Consider the following 14704-nt stretch of genomic DNA (forward strand, 5'->3'; position numbering starts at 1 on the left):
CCCGCCTAACCCAGAGTCTCGACCAGGCGGTGCAGCGCCTGCGCCGTGGTCTCGCCATCCTGCACCAGCGCAAGGCGAATGTAGCCCGCGCCCGGATTGAATCCGTCAGGCTGCTGCCGCGCCAGAAAGCTGCCGGGCACCACACGCACGCCCGCTTCCTTGAAGAGCTTCAGACACACCGACACGTCGTCGCCGATCGCGGACGTGTTGAGCCAGACGCAGAAGCCGGCATCGGGCCGGCGATAGAAGTAGCGATTGCCGATGATCTGGTCGGCGAGATCGAACTTGATCCGGTAAAGCCTGCGATTCTCCTCGACATGCGCTTCGTCGCCATAGGCAAAGGTCGCGACGTGCTGGAGCGGCACCGGCACCTGGGGAGCGGCGATGTTGCGCAGCTCCAGGAACATCCCGATGAAAGTCTTGTCGCCGGCGGCGAAGCCGACACGCAGGCCCGGCAGGTTCGAGCGCTTCGACAGCGACTGGAACGCGGCCACACGGGTGAAATCCGAACCCGCGCATTCGAGCGCACTGCCCGGTGCTTCGCGGGTGTAAATCTCCGAATAGCACTCGTCGCTGAGGATCATGAAGCCGTAGCGATCGGCGAGGCTTTTCAGGCGCGTGAAATAATCGCGCGAGGCGACCGAGCCCTGCGGATTGGCGGGCGAGGCCAGATAGAACGCCACGGTGCGCGCCAGCGTCGCTTCGTCGATGGCGTCGAGATCGGGCAGGAAACCGTTTTCGACCGTCGTCGGCAGATGGACCGGCTCGCAGCCCGCAGCCAAGGCGCCGGCGCCATAGACCGGATAGAACGGGTTCGGCATCAGGATCGCGGGCTTGCCGGGACGCGGGCCGACGTAACGCTTCGCCACGATCGCGGCGAGGAACAGCCCCTCGCGGCTGCCATTGAGGACGAGAATCTCGCTTTTGGGGTCGAGTGGCCGCGGCAGCTTGAATCGCGACGACAGCCAGGTGCTGGCCGCCTGACGGAACGGATCGGTGCCCTGGTTCATCGGATAGCGGCCGAAATCGGCGATGTGCCTGGCCAGCACCGGGCCGACGAAATCAGGCACGGGATGCTGCGGTTCACCGACGGCAAGCGAAATCAAGGGCTTGCCGGGCTGGTGCGGCGCCAGCAGCTCGTTCAGCCGGACGAAGGGCGAGCGTTCGGTATCGGGGCTTCCACCGGCCTGCGGCGCGCGGGATGAAGCGGTCATAGCCATTCTGGGCGCCAGCACTCTTGGAACTGCCGGTTGCACCAAGGCACCGGCGGGAAGCGGTTCACTTCACCATAGATAGGGCGAGGTTAAGACGCGATTAACCATCGGCCGCCGCCCCCGTCCAGAGCAGGAATATCGAGGCCGGATGACAACGGGACCGGTGGCGACTTGTCTTGCCGGGACCCGATCGCGCCTCTGCCGGGCACGTGGATATTTCGGCAACGTCGTGGCCGGGATTGGCCAGCCATCCACGGTCTGCCCGGCCGGGCCAAAAGGGCGTGGGTGTCCGGGCCAAGCCCGGCCATGACGAGCTTGTGAATCAAACAGCCTCAATGCCCCGGCAGCTTCGCGAATGCCGGCATGCTCTCCGGGATCGCATGAAACGTCTGCCTGTCGCAGGTGTAGATCGCCATTTGCGGCTGGAACTGTCCCGGCTCGTCCAACGTACCAACCTTCACGACGACGACAGGCAAGCCCGGAACGTTGTTCGCCAGATGTGTGCCGCATTCGGGACAGAACTCCCGCGTGATGGCGCGTTCGAGGTCCTTACGCGTGAACTGTTGGGATTGGCCGGTGATGTAGGTAAAGCCAGCCGCCGGCATTGCGATGAAAATGTTGGGCGCGCCGCCGGTAATGTACTGGCACTCGCGGCAGTGACACTGGGCCTGCATGCTCGGATCGCCTTCGGCCACGTAGCGCACGGCGCCGCAATAGCATCCGCCTTCCAAACGCATGACGACCTCCACGATTATTGTTTCTTGTGGCCGATATTTCTGCGCCGGTGGCGTGCAATGGCAATCGTTTTCTTGCCCCGCATCGGGCCGAGAAAGAAAGGGGCTCCAGCTTGCGCTGGAGCCCCTCAACGGTCAGGGCATTGCCGGGTATGTGCCCGGACCGTAGTTGTGGACGCGGTCTCCGGGGAGACCGCGCCCGGGAGGAGACTTACATGTTGTAGGCGCGTTCGGTGTGCTCGGTGATGTCGAGACCTTCACGCTCGCTCTCGACATTGGTGCGCAGTCCGACGATCACGTCGACGACCTTGTAGAGGATCGCCGAACCGATGCCCGACCACACCAGCGTGGTGGCGACGGCCTTGATCTGGGCCATCATCTGCACGGCGAAGTCGTAATCGGCGACCTTCGGCGGGATCGCGGTGTAGTCGACGATGCCGGCGCCGCCGAGAGCGGGGTTGACGAGAATGCCGGTGCCGATGGCGCCGACGATGCCGCCGACGCAGTGCACGCCGAACACGTCGAGCGAGTCATCGTAGCCGAGCGCGTTCTTCACGACGGTGCAGAAGAACAGGCAGACCACGCCGACCACGAGACCGAGGACGATCGCGCCCATCACGCCGGAGAAACCGGCGGCAGGCGTGACGGCCACGAGGCCCGCGACGGCGCCGGAGATGACGCCGAGCACCGACGGATGGCCCTTGATGATCCACTCCGCGAACATCCACGACAGCGCGGCGGCTGCGGTGGCGACGAAGGAGTTGGTCATGGCGAGCGCAGCGCCGCCGCTGGCTTCCAGGTTGGAGCCGGCGTTGAAGCCGAACCAGCCGACCCAGAGCAGCGAGGCGCCGATCATCGACATGGTCAGCGAGTGCGGGGCCATCAGCTCCTTGCCGTAACCGACACGCTTGCCGATCAGGAGGGCGCCGATGAGGCCTGCGATACCCGCGTTGATGTGCACCACGGTGCCGCCCGCGAAGTCGATCGCGCCCATCTTGAAGATCCAGCCGGCGTCGGCGTTGAGCTCGTCGAGCTTGGCCTGCGCCGCGGTCTTTGCCGCCGCGTCAGTTGCGGCAGCGAGCGCCTTGGCGGCGTCCTGGAGCAGATCCGGACCCTGCCAGTACCAGACCATGTGCGCGATCGGGAAGTAGACCAGCGTGACCCAGAGCGGGACGAACAGCGCGATCGCCGCGAACTTCATGCGCTCGGCAAAAGCGCCGACGATGAGGGCGGGCGTGATCGCCGCGAAGGTCATCTGGAAGCAGACATAGATGAGCTCCGAGATGTTGGCGTCGACCGAGAAGGTCGCTGCCTTCGTATCGGTGGTCACGCCCATCATGAAGGCCTTGGAGAAGCCGCCGATGAAGTCGGAGCCGCCGGTGAAGGTGAGGCTGTAGCCGTACACGGCCCAGATCACGGTGACGACGCAGACGGTGTAGAACACCTGCATCAGGACGGAGAGCATGTTCTTGGAGCGGACGAGACCGCCATAGAACAGCGCAAGGCCGGGGATCGTCATCAACAGCACGAGCACTGTCGATGTCATCATCCAGGCGTTGTCTCCCTTGTTGACCGTTGGCTCGGCGTAGGCTGCGGTCGCAGCGAACAGGCCGACTGCAAGAGCCGCCAATCCCGCGCCATAGGGACGCTTAAACGTCATATTATTCACTCCTGAATTGGATAAGGTTGAGCGCGAAATCAGAGGGCCGCGGCATCGGCCTCGCCGGTGCGGATGCGCACCGCGTGGTCGAGGTTGATGACGAAGATCTTGCCGTCGCCGATCTGTCCGGTTTTCGCGGCAGACGTGATGGCGTCGATGGTCTTGTCGACCTGGTCGGAGGCGACAGCGACCTCGATCTTGATCTTGGGCAGGAAGCTCACGGCATATTCGGCGCCGCGATAGATTTCCGTATGACCCTTCTGGCGGCCATATCCCTTGACTTCCGTCACCGTGAGACCGTGAACGCCGATGGCGGTCAGGGCGTCCCGGACTTCTTCCAGCTTGAATGGCTTAATAATCGCCATAACAATTTTCATGGGTCCTATCCCCGCTTGGGCCCGGTCCGGACATGGCCGGGCGTTCTCGACTGGTTCGCCACGAGGGAGAAAGTTCACTACGCGGGCACAGCCGGGACCCATAGAATCAAATGCCGTGCCAGATCAGGCGTGTTGCCTAACGGACTATGAAAACGGGGGTTTTCGCGTTTGACGGGTATTGCGGTGCGGTGCGCTATTCCGTCGCGCCCAAAACGTGGTCAGGCCTGCTTAAAACGCGAGCACGACAGGCTGCCGACACAATGTTGCTCATGCGTCGGGCAGATCAGAGGTAATTACGTAGCGCCGACGCTCTATTGCAAGGCTTCGCCGTGCTGCGAAATATCCAGCCCCTCGAGCTCGTGCTCACGGGATACGCGCAAGGGCACGAACAGGCCGACCAGCTTGAGCAGGATGAAGCTCACGCCTGCCGACCAGACGAAGGTGACGGCGACGCCATAGAACTGGATCAGGAGCTGCTGCGGATGGCCCTCGAACAGGCCGGCGGTGCCCCCGATTGCGCTGGTCGCGAACACGCCGGCGAGCAGGGTCCCGGTCAGGCCGCCGATGCCGTGGACGCCGAACACGTCGAGCGAATCATCATAGTTGAAGCGGTGCTTCAGCCAGGTGCAGGCCCAATAGCACACGGCACCGGCAATGATGCCGATGACGATGCCGTGCCAGGGCGCCACGAATCCGGAGGCCGGCGTGATGGTGCCGAGGCCCGCGACCGCGCCGGAGATCATGCCGAGCACGGAGGGCTTGCGCCGGGTCGACCATTCGATCGCGGCCCAGGTCAGCGCGCCGGCGCAGGCGGCGAGATGGGTCGCGATGATCGCCATCACCGCGCGCGAATTGGCCGCGCCGGCCGAGCCGCCGTTGAAGCCGAACCAGCCGACCCACAACAGGCCGGTGCCCATCACCGCGAGCGACAGATCGAAAGGCGATAGATTTTCGCTGCCGTAGCCCTGGCGGCGGCCCATCACCTTCGCCGCAATGAGGCCGCTGGCCCCGGCCGACAGATGCACCACGAGACCGCCGGCGAAGTCGAGCACGCCCATGCTGTTCAGGAAGCCGCCGCCCCAGACCCAATGCGCCAGCGGAATGTAGACGAAGATGAACCAGGCGACGGAGAACAGGAGATAGGCGGAGAACCGCATCCGGTCGGCGACCGAGCCTGCGACCAGCGCCACCGTGATGATGGCAAACGTCATCTGGTACAGCATGAAAAGCGCTTCGGGGATGGTCTTCGCCGCCGGATTGACGCTGTCCATGGTCATGCCGGCGAGAAACCAGCGGTCGAGCGTGCCGATCCACGGACCGTCGCCGACGAAGCAGAGCGAATAGCCGAACGCGACCCAGAGAACGGAGATCATCGCCACCGCGGAGAGGCTCTGCGCCATGGTGGCGAGCACGTTCTTCTTGCGCACCATGCCGGAGTAGAACAGCGCGAGGCCCGGGATCGTCATCATCAGCACCAGCGCGGTGGCGACGATCATCCAGGCGGTGTCGGCGGAGTTGATCTCGGAGCCTGCGGCCTGCGCCGACGATGTCGTGATCGACGCAAACCCGATCGGCGCAGCCATGGCAGCTGCGCGGCGCAAATATCCCGCCATCTCGTTTCCCCCAGCACGATAATTACGTCGCACGCTGTGGCGTCGTTGCCCGGTGCGATCGAAGAAATTTTTTAGAGCGCGTCGCTGTCGGTTTCGCCGGTGCGGATGCGCAGCGCGTGGTCGATCGGCGTGACGAAGATCTTGCCGTCGCCGATCTGGCCGGTGCGCGCAGAGGCGGTGATCACTCCCACGGCCTTGTCGGCGATGTCGGAGGCGACCGCGATCTCGATGCGCAGCTTGGGCAGGAAGTTCACGACATATTCGGCGCCGCGATAGATCTCGGTGTGGCCCTTCTGGCGGCCATAGCCCTTCACCTCGGTCACAGTCATGCCGTGGACGCCGATCGCCGTCAGGGCCTGGCGGACCTCGTCGAGCTTGAAGGGTTTGATGATAGCGACGACGAGCTTCATGGTCAGGCCTATTCCCCGGGATGCGCCGCGCCGTATGTCTCCGGCGCAGCGTCAATCTGGCATCTTTCCGGGCAAATGGCATAAAAAAGTTGCAGGTTGAAGCGGAAAAACGTTTGTCCATGTGAACGGGCGCCTCTGTACAGGGCAGCCGTTCATCCTTCACAATGCATTTTTGGCATGGATGCGGTGAACCCAAGCATTCGCGCCCGTACATAAGTATGTTCGAGGGGGACGGTACATGGCGAGCTGGTTCTACGCATCCGAGGGCAAGCAGCAGGGGCCCTTTCCGGAGGGGCAATTCCGCGACCTCGTCGCCCAAGGCGTCGTGCGCCCGGATACCCTGGTGTGGACCGAGGGCATGGCCGGCTGGCAGAAGGCCGCCGAAATCCCCGGCCTGGTCGGAGGTGGCGGCGCGCCGCCGATGATGCAGGCGGGCGGCCCGCCCATGATGGGCGGAAGCAGCTACGGCGGTGCCGGCGGCTACGCTGGGGCTGGCAGCGGAGGATCGCTGGCGGTCGATTTCGGCATTCTCGAGTTCACCTGGCGCAGCATCGTCCTGCTGATCGGAATGATCTTCATCATCCCGGCGCCGTGGGCGTTCGTCTGGTACACGAAATGGATCGTGTCCTGCGTGAAGGTCCCGGGCCGGCCGAACCTCACCTTCGCCGGCAGCGCGATGACGCTGGTGCCCTGGTATTTCGGCTTCATCGTTCTGGCCATCGCGATCGCCTTCGTCGGCAGCGAGATCCTGAGCAATCTGTTGTTCATCGTGCAGATCGTTCTCTACTGGCTCCTGATCAAATGGTTGGTCGCGAATCTTGCTTCCAACGGACAGCTGCTGGGCTTGAGCTTCACGGGCTCGATCTGGGCCTATATCGGCTGGAGCCTGCTGTTCGCGATCTCGATCATCACTATCATCGGATGGGCCTGGGTCGCCGCGGCACAGATGCGCTGGTTCTGCCGCAGCATCGAAGGCACGCGGCGCGAGATCGTCTTCAAGGGCAGCGGCCTCGGCATCCTCTGGCGCGGCATCGTCGCTGCGCTGCTGTGCAGCCTGATCATCCCGATTCCGTGGGTGTATCGCTGGATCATGAACTGGTTCGCGTCGCAGACGGAGCTGGCTCCGCGCGGGTCGCAGGGCGCATGATCCGGAAAGCCTCGAACGCGATACATCGCGTTCGAGGTGATTATCCCTTCCGCTCGCGCACGGAGCCTTCCTGCGCGACGGAGGCGACCAGGGTGCCGTCCGGCTTGAAGATGGAGCCGCGGGTGAGGCCGCGGCCGCCGCGCGCGCTCGGCGAGTCCTGCGCGTAGAGCAGCCATTCGTCGGCGCGGAACGGACGGTGAAACCACATCGCGTGGTCGAGGCTCGCAGGCATCATGCGCTTGTCGAACAGCGTGCGGCCATAGCGCGCCATGATCGCATCCAGCAGCGAAAAGTCGGAGGCGTAGGCGAGCGCGCACATGTGCAGCGCCGGATCGTCGGGCAGCGTCGCGGCGGTCTTGATCCAGACGTGAATGCGGCCATCGTCGATCTTCTGGCCGAAGTAACGGCCGAGCTCGACCGGGCGCAGCTCGATCGGGCGATCGGATTCATAGTAGCGGCGGATGAAGTCCGGCATCTCCCGGAACATCGGCTGCTTCGCCACCTCTTCCGCCGTGAGTTTTTCCGGCGGCGGCACGTCAGGCATCCTGTCCTGATGGTCGAACGCACTCTCTTCCTCGGCATGGAACGACACCATGATCGAGAAGATCGCATTGCCGTGCTGGATCGCCGTGACGCGGCGTGTCGAGTAGCTCTTGCCGTCGCGCAGGCGCTCGACCTGGTAGATGATCGGGATCTGCGGATCACCCGGCAGCACGAAATAACAATGCAGGGAATGCGGCAGCCGCCCCTCGACCGTGCGGCAGGCCGCAACCATCGCCTGTCCGATCACCTGGCCGCCGAACACCCGCTGCCAGCTCGTCTTCGGGCTGTTGCCGCGGAACAGGTTCACCTCGAGCTGCTCGAGGTCGAGGATCGAAATGAGGTCGATCAGGCTTTTGGACATGACGGTGCTTTCAATTGTCTCGTCATTGCAGGGCATCGCGCTTTGCGCGCCCCGGAATGACGGGAACGAGGCCGTTCCGCCCTCGTTTCACCGCACTGTTTCGCCCACCTCAAGTCTGCTAGCAAGACCAGGATTTGGCCGGGAAGCTTGGTATGACGGTACAGGGTAGCATTGTCATTGGTGGCGGCGCGTTCGCAGGGCTTGCGCTGGCGCTGGCGCTGCGACAGGGGCTCGGGCCCGAGATTCCCGTCATCGTCGCCGATCCCGCGCTCGGCACCCGGCCGAGCCGCGACCCCCGCGCCACCGCGATCGTCGCCGCCTGCCGCCGCCTGTTCGAGGTCATCGGCGCCTGGGACGACGTCAGGAGCGAGGCGCAACCGATCCTCGACATGGTCGTCACCGATTCCAAGCTGGAGGACGCCACCCGTCCGGTGTTCCTCAATTTTGCCGGCGATGTCGCGCCGGGCGAACCCTTTGCGCATATGGTCGAGAATCGACGCCTGATCGATGCGCTGGTGGCGCGCGCCGAAGCCGAGGGCATCGACCTCCGCGCCACCGCGGTGACCTCGTACGACGCGCGTTCCGAGGGCATCGATGTGACGCTCGGTGACGGCAGCATGATCGCCGCCAGTCTCTTGGTTGCCGCCGACGGCGCGCGGTCGAGACTGCGCGAGCGCGCGGGCATCGTGACCCATGGCTGGGAGTTTGACCAAGCCGGCATCGTCGTCACCGTCGGCCATGAGCGCGGCCACGAGGGCCGCGCCGAAGAGCATTTTCTCCCCGCAGGCCCCTTCGCGATCCTGCCGCTCTCGGGAAAACGCTCCTCGCTGGTGTGGACCGAGGGCCGCGCCGAGGCCGCGCGCATCGTTGCGCTCAGCGACGAGGAATTTCACGCCGAGCTCGAGCAGCGTTTCGGCCTGCATCTCGGTGAGGTCAAGGCGCTCGACAAGCCGCGCGCGTTTCCGTTGTCCTATTTCGTCGCGCGCTCCTTCATCGCCCCGCGCCTCGCGCTGGTCGGCGATGCCGCCCATGTCATCCACCCCATTGCGGGCCAGGGTCTCAATATGGGCTTGAAGGATGTCGCCGCGCTGGCCGAAGTCGTCGTCGATGCCGCGCGGCTCGGCATGGATATCGGCGGAGCCGACGTGCTCGAACGCTACCAGCGCTGGCGCCGCTTCGACACCATGGCGATGGGCGTTGCCACCAATTCGCTGAACTTCCTGTTCTCCAACCAGTCGACGCTGCTGCGCACCGTCCGCGACATTGGCCTAGGCCTGGTCGACCGCGCCCCGCCGCTGAAGAACCTCTTCATCCGCCAGGCCGCCGGGCTCACAGGCGAGGTGCCGCGGCTATTGAAGGGCGAGGCGCTGTAGGCGGCAATTCTCCTGTCGTCCCGGGGCGCGATGACGACACCGAGATTGTTGCTCCGTCATCGCGCAAACAGGATCTCCGCCTCAATCGATCTTGCGCGCCTCTTCCGGCAGCATGATCGGGATGCCGTCACGGATCGGATAGGCGAGCTTGGCGCTGCGCGAGATCAGTTCCTGCTTTGCAGCATCGAACTCCAGCGGGCCTTTGGTCAGCGGGCAGACGAGAATCTCCAGCAATTTCGGATCGACGCTGGCGTCGGGACGGTCGGTGGGCGCGTTCATTGGGGTCTCCGGCAATCGGTTGCCTCTAACACAGAAATTCGCGCCCGCCCATCGTGGTCGCCAAAGCGACTTCCAGCGGAATGGGCGCGGGTGCACGTCAAGCCCGGCACCTACGCGGAGACCATCGCCAGGACCTCGTCGATCAGGGCCTGCAGCCGAGCTGCCGGCAGCGGCGCGCCTGAGAGGGCGAAGCCGAGAAACGTCCAGTACAGGATCTGTGCGCGGGCTTGCGCGGTTGCCGGGGCGATCGCGCGTTTTTCCAGCAGCCCTTCGATATAATCGAGCCTGCGGCGATCGATTGCGCGCACCGCCCCTTGCGCCGCCGCATCGAAGGCTGCCCAATTGCGCACGGCGCGTTCGAGATCGAGCCGCGCGCCGAACGACCTGCGCAGCAGCGCCTTGAGCGGCTCGTCGCTTGCGGCCTCGACATCGGCGATGATCTGCTCCGCCGCGATCTCGCGCCAGCGCCTCAGCACGGCCGCGTGGAACGCGCCGAGATCGGCGAAATGCCAATAGAAGCTGCCGCGCGACACGCCCATGGCCTTTGCCAGCGGATCGGCCTTGAGCGCCGTGAACCCGCTTTTGGCAAGTGCCTTCAGACCTTCCTTGATCCAGTCGTCGGCGGAGAGCTGTTCGGTCATGTCGCGTTCCCAAGCTGACCATACACTAGTGTATTGACAGGCGGCAGGCCAGCGCCTATCTCTCCATACAGAACTGTATGGATGAAGGAGGCGAGGTCTGCTGATGCGTGATCTGCTGCTGCAATGCGCCGGCGTCGCAGGAATCGTGGTCGCCCTGATCCATGGCGTGCTGGGCGAAGCCAAGGTGTTCGCCAAAGCGACCATCACCCCGGAACGCCTGCGCATGCTGATCCGACTGGTGTGGCAGGCTGGCACGGTGGCCTGGATCGGCGGCGGCGTGCTGCTGCTTGCGGCACCGACGTTGGGATCGGAGAGCGCGCGGCACTGGATTGTGGCGACCATCGTCGCTGTTTACGGCTTTGCCGCCCTCGCCAACGCCTGGTGGTCGCGCGGTCGCGGCTTTGGCTGGAAGGCTCTCACCGCCGTGGTCGCGCTCGCGGTCGCGGGATACTGAACCTGCCGATGCAATCTAAAGGAAGTGCGCGAGTCCTCGGGCCACCGACGATGGCGTGGCTCACGCCGACCGTCTATGATCGGCTTCACCGCATCGTCGGCTATGCGGTGCTCGGACTTCTGGCCTTCCGCCTGGCCTGGGGCCTTTGGGGAAGCCGCTATTCGCGCTTCCGCATGATCAGGGTCAGGCTCCGGGCTGCGCCAAGCTATCTCTGGAATCTGCGCCGCGGCATCACCGGCCGCTATATCGGACTCAATCCCGCTGGCACGGTGATGCTGGTCGTGCTGCTGGTCTCGCTCGCGGTCTCGGCGATCACGGGCGCGATGTCCGTGACCGTCACGTTCTTTGGCGTCTGGTGGGTCGAGGACACCCACCATTATTCGTCGGATGCGGTCATCGTTCTGGTCCTGCTGCACGTGCTTGGCGTGCTGCTGATGGGGATTCTCCAGCGCGAGAATCTGATCCGCGCAATGCTCACCGGCCGCAAGCACATTCGCAATCGCCCCTAGATACGTTGCCGATCGTTGCACGCCCTTCGCCCAGTTTGGGTGGGATTGCGATAGGAGGCATAGGAATGCCAGGCAAATTCGAATCGAATCCGAAGCATTAACGTGCCGGTAAGCATGCAACCGGACATTGCACGGGATTAACGCAAAGGACGCTTAGCCGGTCCACGATCCACCATATTGACGATGGAGCGGTACTGGATGTTCCGCATTTTCTCCTGTCTTACCGTAGAGCACGATTGGCGGCTGGTCCTGCTCGCTGGTCTGGTCTGCTTCGTCGCGAGCATCGTCGCGGTCAGTATTTTCCACCGTGCGATCGCGGCGCGCGCAAGAACGCGCCTGATCTGGATCGCGATCGCCGGCGCTGCGATCGGATACGGAATCTGGGCGACGCATTTCGTCGCCATGCTCGCCTACGAGCCCGGCGTCGCGACCGGCTACGGTCTCGTGCTGACGGCACTTTCGCTGGCAACTGCGATGCTTCTGACGTCGGGGGGCTTCGGCGTTGCGGCCGGTGATTCCGGCCGGTGGCGCGCGGGGACAGGCGGCATCATCGTCGGCGGCGGCATTGCCAGCATGCACTATCTCGGAATGTGGGCGCTCGAAGTGCCGGGCCGCATCGCATGGTCGCTCGACCTCGTGCTGGTCTCGATCATCCTGGGCATTTGCTTTGGCTATGCCGCCCTGGCTGTCGCGATCAAGTACCGGAGCTACCAAGGAACGCTCGCGGCGGCAATCCTGCTGACACTTGCCATCACATCGCATCATTTCACGGCGATGGGTGCGGTGCACATCACGCCGGATCCGGCGCGTGCGACGGATGCCCTGTCGCTGTCTCCGGGCGTGCTCGCTGTGGCCATCGCCGGAGTAGCACTGTCCGTGCTGGGCATGAGCCTGATCGGCGTGTTGGCCGATCGCCGCCTGGCAAGCAGAACCGCCAAATTCGAGGAGATCATCAGCCAGCTTTCCGACGCCCGGCAGCAGCTGGAAGGTTCGCAGCACGAATTGCAGGCGCAGACGCTCAGGCTGGATACGGCGATCAACCATATGGTCGAGGGCCTTTGCATGTTCGACGCCGACAAACGGCTCGTGATCTGCAACGAGCGTTACGCCAATCTGTACCGTCTGCCGCCGGAGCTGCTGCGCGCGGGAACGCCGCACGGCGACATCATCAGGCATCGCATCGTCAGCGGCACACTTAAGGGCGATACCAGCGACATTGCCGCCGAACAGCTGATCTCGAAGCTCGATGCCTTGCCGGTCAATGCCGTTTCGAGCCGGATCGACGAGTTCTCCGATGGCCGGTTGATCTGCGTGACGAGACAGCCGATGGCCGGCGGCGGTTGGGTGGCGACACATCTCGATGTCACCGATCAGCGCCGGTCCGAAGCCAAGATCACCCATATGGCGCAGCATGATGCGTTGACGGAGCTGCCAAATCGCGTGCTGCTGAGGGCGCGTCTGGATCAGGCCTTTGCCAGCACGCGGAAGGCAGACCTTCATCTGGCGGTCCTCATGCTCGATCTCGACCGCTTCAAGGAGGTCAACGACACGCTTGGACATCCTGCGGGCGATTCGCTGTTGCGCGCGGTAGCGGCGCGCTTGCGCCTGTGCAGCAGGGAGACGACGTTGATTGCCCGACTCGGCGGCGACGAGTTCGCCGTCGTGGACTATGTGACGAATCCGGTCGTGGAGGCGGCCACCCTCGCCGAGACGATCAAAGCGGCGCTCTGCGAGCCCTTTGATCTTGGCGACCATCAAGTCACGGTGGGAGCCAGCATCGGCATAGCCGTTGCGCCCCGCGATGGCGTCGATTCCGATGTCATTCTCAAGAGCGCCGATCTCGCCCTCTACGCGGCGAAGGCCGCCGGACGCGGCGCATTCCGCTTCTTCGAGCCGGAGCTGGACCAGCTCATCCACGTCCGGCGCAACCTGGAAAAGGATATGCGGAAAGCGCTGGCGCGGGGCGAATTCGAGCTCCATTACCAGCCGTTCGTGAGCGTGGAGAGCGGACGGATCTGCGGCTATGAGGCGTTGTTGCGGTGGCATCACCCCGAGCGCGGTCTGGTCCTTCCTGGCGAGTTCATTCCGCTCGCGGAGGAAACCGGCCTGATCCTGCCTATCGGCGAGTGGGTCTTGAGGGCGGCCTGCACTGAAGCCGCCAACTGGCCTTCCGATCTCACGATCGCAATCAACCTGTCTCCCGCCCAGTTCAGGAGCAAGGAGCTCGTCTCCATCATCGTCGGCGCCCTCGCGGCCTCGGGGATTGGTCCGCAAAGGCTCGAGCTCGAGATCACCGAGACGGTCATCATGCATGACAGCGAAGCGGTGTTCGCAGCCCTCGAACAGTTGCGTGAGCTCGGCGTGCGAATTGCCCTCGACGATTTCGGCACGGGCTATTCGTCACTGAGCTTCCTGCAGAAATTTCCATTCGACAAGGTCAAGATCGACCGCAGCTTCGTCAGCGAGCTCGCCAGCGAGAGGGAAGAGGCGCGTCGAATCGCCCGCGCCGTGGTTGCGTTCGCCGTCAGCCTCGGAAAGACGACGACCGCCGAAGGCGTCGAAACCGCGGACCAGTTGGCTATTCTGCGCGAAGAGGGCTGTGTCGAGGCGCAGGGCTACCACTTCAGCCGCCCCATGCCGGCCTCGCGGCTCGCGCAGCGCAAGGTCGAAGCGGCCATCTGCGCAGCCTGACTATATGGACCCTCACTGCAGCGGCGGATCGCCGCTGGTGCGCTTCTTGGCGAGGTCCATCTCGGTGACGGCGATCAGAATCTCGGCGCGCGTCTTCAGGTCGTGCGCCTCCAGCATGGCCTGCTTCTCCGCAGGGCCATAGGGCGACATCATCGCCAGGGCATTGACGAGCGCTTCGTTGGGCGCGCTTTCGACGCCTTCCCAGTCGACCTTGAGATTGTTGGCCTTCAAGAAATCTGCCAGCACGGCCAGCAGCGCCTCGCGGTCGACCTCGTCCTCGCCCATGCGGGCGGTGAAGTCGTCGACGAAGGCGAAGAAATCCACCTTGCACTGCCGGTAGGCGGTGAGCACTTCCAGCTCCTCAACCACCTTGAAGCGCGAGACGCCGGTGAGCTCGAGGATGTAGCGGCCGTCGCCGGATTCTGCGAGCTGGGTGATGCGCCCGACGCAGCCGACGCGGAACAGCGTCGGCTTGTCGGAATTTTTCGGTGAGTGCGCGACGTCAGGCTGGATCATGCCGATCAGGCGATGGCCGTCGCGGAAGGAATCATCGACCATCGAAAGATAGCGCGGCTCGAAGATGTTGAGCGGCATCTGGCCGCGGGGCAATAGCAATGCGCCCGGCAGCGGAAACACCGGAATGATCTCCGGCAGGTCGGCGGGCCCGCGATATTCGATGTTGATCGGCATCTGCCCGG

15 protein-coding genes are annotated in these 14704 nt (G+C 64.2%); 5 read left to right on the forward strand and 10 right to left on the reverse strand.

Annotated elements, in window-relative coordinates; genetic code table 11:
- Nucleotides 1–5 precede the first annotated feature (5 nt).
- From RX330_RS01105 to RX330_RS01130, 6 genes are all read right to left on the reverse strand, one after another.
- Nucleotides 6–1220, reverse strand: coding sequence for an aminotransferase class I/II-fold pyridoxal phosphate-dependent enzyme (locus RX330_RS01105; protein ID WP_317241785.1), 1215 nt, complete (start codon nt 1218–1220; stop codon nt 6–8).
- Between the two features lie 326 nt (nt 1221–1546).
- On the reverse strand, nt 1547–1951 hold the full coding sequence (locus RX330_RS01110; protein ID WP_317241786.1) for a GFA family protein: 405 nt from the start codon (nt 1949–1951) through the stop codon (nt 1547–1549).
- 208 nt (nt 1952–2159) lie between these two features.
- Nucleotides 2160–3608, reverse strand: coding sequence for an ammonium transporter (locus RX330_RS01115; RefSeq protein WP_212082697.1), 1449 nt, complete (start codon nt 3606–3608; stop codon nt 2160–2162).
- Between the two features lie 38 nt (nt 3609–3646).
- On the reverse strand, nt 3647–3985 hold the full coding sequence (locus RX330_RS01120) for a P-II family nitrogen regulator (protein WP_008142813.1): 339 nt from the start codon (nt 3983–3985) through the stop codon (nt 3647–3649).
- 311 nt (nt 3986–4296) lie between these two features.
- Nucleotides 4297–5598: an ammonium transporter gene (locus RX330_RS01125; protein WP_317241792.1), complete on the reverse strand. Its 1302-nt coding sequence runs from the start codon at nt 5596–5598 to the stop codon at nt 4297–4299.
- A gap of 71 nt (nt 5599–5669) precedes the next feature.
- A complete protein-coding gene (locus RX330_RS01130) occupies nt 5670–6008 on the reverse strand; it encodes a P-II family nitrogen regulator (protein WP_027535359.1) in 339 nt (112 codons plus the stop codon).
- A gap of 238 nt (nt 6009–6246) precedes the next feature.
- Between RX330_RS01130 and RX330_RS01135 the strand changes: the two genes are divergently transcribed.
- A complete protein-coding gene (locus tag RX330_RS01135) occupies nt 6247–7155 on the forward strand; it encodes a DUF4339 domain-containing protein (RefSeq protein ID WP_317241794.1) in 909 nt (302 codons plus the stop codon).
- A 40-nt stretch (nt 7156–7195) separates the two neighbouring features.
- On the opposite strand, the gene tesB is transcribed toward RX330_RS01135, so the two are convergent.
- Nucleotides 7196–8059 carry an acyl-CoA thioesterase II gene (gene tesB, locus RX330_RS01140; protein WP_212082690.1) on the reverse strand — a complete coding sequence of 288 codons (864 nt, stop codon included), beginning with the start codon at nt 8057–8059 and terminating at the stop codon, nt 7196–7198.
- A gap of 152 nt (nt 8060–8211) precedes the next feature.
- On the opposite strand from tesB, the gene RX330_RS01145 reads away from it, so the two are divergent.
- Nucleotides 8212–9432: a ubiquinone biosynthesis hydroxylase gene (locus RX330_RS01145; protein WP_317241795.1), complete on the forward strand. Its 1221-nt coding sequence runs from the start codon at nt 8212–8214 to the stop codon at nt 9430–9432.
- Between the two features lie 81 nt (nt 9433–9513).
- Here the strand turns inward: RX330_RS01145 and RX330_RS01150 are convergent, their stop codons facing one another.
- Both RX330_RS01150 and RX330_RS01155 read right to left on the reverse strand, forming a co-directional pair.
- Complete coding sequence (locus tag RX330_RS01150; protein WP_212082685.1) at nt 9514–9711, reverse strand: Trm112 family protein; 198 nt, start codon at nt 9709–9711, stop codon at nt 9514–9516.
- Nucleotides 9712–9821: 110 nt separating this feature from the next.
- Nucleotides 9822–10352, reverse strand: coding sequence for a TetR/AcrR family transcriptional regulator (locus RX330_RS01155; protein ID WP_212082683.1), 531 nt, complete (start codon nt 10350–10352; stop codon nt 9822–9824).
- Between the two features lie 103 nt (nt 10353–10455).
- On the opposite strand from RX330_RS01155, the gene RX330_RS01160 reads away from it, so the two are divergent.
- From RX330_RS01160 to RX330_RS01170, 3 genes are all read left to right on the forward strand, one after another.
- Nucleotides 10456–10806: a hypothetical protein gene (locus RX330_RS01160; protein ID WP_212082681.1), complete on the forward strand. Its 351-nt coding sequence runs from the start codon at nt 10456–10458 to the stop codon at nt 10804–10806.
- A 50-nt stretch (nt 10807–10856) separates the two neighbouring features.
- Nucleotides 10857–11315 (forward strand): cytochrome b/b6 domain-containing protein, encoded by a 459-nt coding sequence (locus tag RX330_RS01165; protein WP_317241796.1) that lies wholly within the window; start codon nt 10857–10859, stop codon nt 11313–11315.
- Nucleotides 11316–11513: 198 nt separating this feature from the next.
- Nucleotides 11514–14006 carry an EAL domain-containing protein gene (locus tag RX330_RS01170; RefSeq protein ID WP_317241797.1) on the forward strand — a complete coding sequence of 831 codons (2493 nt, stop codon included), beginning with the start codon at nt 11514–11516 and terminating at the stop codon, nt 14004–14006.
- Nucleotides 14007–14018: 12 nt separating this feature from the next.
- Here the strand turns inward: RX330_RS01170 and RX330_RS01175 are convergent, their stop codons facing one another.
- Entirely contained in the window at nt 14019–14696 is a 678-nt protein-coding gene (locus tag RX330_RS01175) for an LON peptidase substrate-binding domain-containing protein (protein ID WP_212082672.1), read from the reverse strand.
- Nucleotides 14697–14704 lie beyond the last annotated feature (8 nt).

Origin of the sequence: Bradyrhizobium sp. NDS-1 (assembly GCF_032918005.1) — a bacterium.
GTDB lineage: Bacteria > Pseudomonadota > Alphaproteobacteria > Rhizobiales > Xanthobacteraceae > Bradyrhizobium > Bradyrhizobium tunisiense.